The 3,536-nt window shown below is 52.8% G+C and carries 4 protein-coding genes; all 4 read left to right on the top strand.

All coding sequences use genetic code 11. The features are described from left to right. On the top strand, nt 1–545 hold a 545-nt coding region (locus VI895_09585), incomplete at its 5' end, for a hypothetical protein (GenBank protein HLG20048.1). A gap of 1 nt (nt 546) precedes the next feature. Next, nucleotides 547–1,476 carry a DUF2330 domain-containing protein gene (locus VI895_09580; protein HLG20047.1) on the top strand — a complete coding sequence of 310 codons (930 nt, stop codon included), beginning with the start codon at nt 547–549 and terminating at the stop codon, nt 1,474–1,476. 214 nt (nt 1,477–1,690) lie between these two features. Continuing rightward, complete coding sequence (locus VI895_09575; protein ID HLG20046.1) at nt 1,691–2,569, top strand: PilZ domain-containing protein; 879 nt, start codon at nt 1,691–1,693, stop codon at nt 2,567–2,569. A gap of 198 nt (nt 2,570–2,767) precedes the next feature. Further along, entirely contained in the window at nt 2,768–3,265 is a 498-nt protein-coding gene (locus VI895_09570) for an FG-GAP repeat protein (GenBank protein ID HLG20045.1), read from the top strand. Nucleotides 3,266–3,536 lie beyond the last annotated feature (271 nt).

Below are 3,536 nucleotides of genomic sequence, written 5' to 3'. Positions count from 1 at the left end.
CGAACCTACAACGAGAGTTACGCCATCCAAGTCTCGTTGCCTTTGTCGGGAGTTCCCATGGAGAACCTGGGCAATTGGCCCTTTTTAAGCCGGACGCCTGGAACCCAAATACCGGGTATGTGGAGTCGGTCTCGGCCCTATGGTTTCGCGCGACCGCGGGGCGGGAGCTCCCCCTTTGTCTGTTCCTATCTTGTTTTGGAGCAAACGACTCGCCGGTTTATGGAAATTTTTCCGGTACGGCCGCGACATTCATCAGTCTTAAAGGACTGCAGACTACAATGAGTGCGGGTCTACCCCTTTCCGGCGATGAAAAAGTGCTCTTGCAAGCATTGAGAGAGGGGAAGAATCTCAACATTTGGGCCCCCGATTTCCGAGGTGCGCTCGCAATGACATTCGATTCGGCTTACTTGTCACCTCAAGAACTCTTGGCCGCCCGGGAGCATATGTACCAACGAAGTTATGAAAGCCTTGCCGGAAGTGGGACCGAGGAGGACCTCGACCAGTTAATTAACCTGTATAATTCAACACGTCCCGCCAGGAGATGATGTGAAGGAAAAGGTACTCATATTATTTCTTCTTTTCGCCCCACTTCCGCTTTTCGCCGATCGGGGATCGATTCCGTTTCATCATCACGCTCATATCTTCGAACCGTCGCAGCGTGCATTCGTGGCCTGGAATGGAAAAAGGGAAGTCCTCATCTTGTCGACCGAGAAATATGCATCTACGCCCACGCGCGTTCTGGAAATCAGTCCGTTTCCGAGCGAGCCATCGATTGAACGCGTGGATGCCCAAATCTTTGAACGTTCCCTTGGAAAAATCGACCGGAAAGTCCAATCGTTTCTCCGTGAGGTCCAAGACAAGAAACGCTCCCTACCAAGGAGCGCCGACACCCACTGGCAGGCGCTTGAGTTAAGGCAACACGAACGTATCGGTGTGCACGACATACGTGTTTTTCGGGTGATCGAGGCCGGCGAATTTACAACGGCAGTGGAGCAATATTTCGCGAAGGAGGGAATTGACGTTCCTTCCATGAATCCGGAACTCAAAAAAATCGTAGCCGATTACATCCAGGATGGTTACCGGTATTTTGCTTTCGATTTGATTGACCTGGGAGTGACTGCGGCGGTTTTGGCTCCGGTGAAATATACATTTAATACCGGCCACCTTTTTTACCCTCTTCGCATCAGCTCGTTGGAACGTGTCCAAGGCCGGACCGGCCGGATTCAGTTAATTGTGCTTACCGATCTCGCTCTCCCTGATGAAAGCTTCACGAGCTTGTCCCCCAGAAAGATCTTAGCTCCATTCGCTGAACTGTTGCGGTTTTCGATTTCGGAAATTCGAGAGCTGAACGAGGAGATCGCTGATCTGTTTCCGCACCGAAATGAACTGACGCTCCGAGTGTGGAAAATTTGGGGTAGGCCAGCAGAATTCCGTTCTGTGGATATTATTGTAAAGCCTCCACCGCCTGCGCCTTAGAACCGAGATCATTGGAGCCAAGACAAACTCATCGATAGGCATCTTTTCGGCAACTCCGCAAACATTGCACGGAAAGTTTTTCGCTGGTTTGGAATTTGATCAGGCAATCGGGCTATCCAACACACTGATATGATTACCTATTTCCCGTACCGGGGTTTACGAAATTCGCGGCATAGAGTTTGCCATTGAAACGACTCGGTCAAGAAAAGAACGAATGACGGAACCCTTTCACGATCCACGACGAAATCGCCGCACCCGCCCGAGGGTCAGCAACGAAGTACCCGTCATGTACAAACCGCTCAAACGGCAAAATTCCCGAGGGATTCTTACAAATGTGAGTGAGAGCGGCGCGTATCTTATTGCCAACCAAAAAATAACCCCCGAAACAGAAATGATTGTCTACGTGCCGATGCAATTGCAGGGAGAACAGAAGCTCTGCATGGTTACGGGAAAGGTGATCCGGTCCGAGATGCGCGGCGCAACGACACTCCATGGTCACGGAATCCATTTTGGTTCCGATCTCTCGCCATCATCGCGAAAATTGCTGCGAAACTTCGTTGCGTTCAAAACAACCGGCGAGCTCCCCAAAGACGCGCCCAGCGAACCTGCGTCATCTTCATCGCCGGCGATCCAATGGCCCCCTGCAGCGAAACCCCGATCTACGAAGTCACAGCGAAGGAGTCCCCTGTCGGAGATCGCGTCTTCAAGGGAGGTGCGCTCGAGCCATCCGGCGTTGAAACGATGGGTGGTGATGGCCGCCATTTGGGGACTGCTCGCCACGACCATTGCGGTTCTGGGGAACGTATTCTACCGTTCCTCGAAGCAAGAGATCATGATCACCGGCTTGTCCGAGATCGTCCCACTGATTCACACTCAGATCCAAGCCAGCGAGCTGCGCGCCCAGATTCGAAATAACTGGCTTGAAATGACTCCCCCGGCAGTCCGCGATGCGGACTTGTTGAAGCTGGGCCGGCATCTGCGTAAGGAAAACATTCATCGGGCGACGCTTCTCAATTCCCAAGGTAAAGAGCTGGCTGTGATCGTAAGCGACCCCGAAACGGGTGAAGAGCCGCAAATTCAGTGGTCCAACTGACAGGCGGGACTTCCATTTGTATCCGTCAAACACTTCAATTGATGTACTCTGAGGCGATGTTCCCTAGCCACGACAAGGTACCTTGTCACCCGTTGGTGTGTGAAGAAACCTTGGTAATAAAGCTTTCGCTAAAACGGCGCACAATTCGCGCAGGTCGGCAGCGATCTGACGACGACCAGCTACACGAAGGATATTGCCGTGTACCGCCACGATTGGGCCAACGCCCTCTATCGGGTCGACGCCTGTAACGCCGACGGATGCACGCCGTCGAATCAGGTCGATACGGTAGGGAAGCTTCTTGAAGCCATCGGCTACTTCAAGGCCTCGAATGCGTCTTCAGATGACTATTTCGGCTATTCCGTGGCGTTAAGCCAGGACGGTACGACACTGGCGGTGGGAGCCTATCAAGAGGACAGCGATGCAACGGGAATTAACAACGATGAGACGAACAACTTGGCTTTCAATTCCGGAGCTGTTTATGTTTTTACCCGGTCGGGGACCGGCTGGAGCCAGCAAGCGTACGTCAAAGCTTCAAATACCGCGGACCCTGATACATTCGGCTTTTCGGTTGACCTAAGTAGCGACGGCAATACCTTGGCCGTAGGTGCCCCTACAGAGGACAGCAATGCAACCGGGATCGGCGGCGATCAAACGAACAACTCGGCATCAGCTTCGGGAGCGGTGTATCTTTATTGAAAGTCCCTGAAACTTTCTCTCTCGCGCTGGCCCGCAAAGGCGTCCTCCAGAAAAGATTATTGGCTCGCGGCGGCCCAGAGATTGTCTTTGGAATCAACCGCCATCGAAGAGGTCCGCTGTGTCGTGGGAGTTCTAGTGTCCTGAGTCAGTGAATTCGCGATAGTTCTTTTCATGTATGAGCCTGGAGAGTGCCGGAGGCGTAGCGGGCGATTTTCTCCAGGATCTGATCGGCGGTCTTGGTCCAAACAAAGGGTTGAGGCGCTTTGTTGGA

It is taken from the genome of Bdellovibrionota bacterium (genome assembly GCA_035292885.1).
GTDB lineage: Bacteria > Bdellovibrionota_G > JALEGL01 > JALEGL01 > DATDPG01 > DATDPG01.
This window is presented reverse-complemented; position numbering and strand designations above follow the sequence as displayed.

Coding starts and splice junctions, on each gene's coding strand:
- VI895_09575 (HLG20046.1), top strand. CDS start 1,691: ATGACGGAACCCTTTCACGATCCACGACGAAATCGCCGCACCCGCCCG.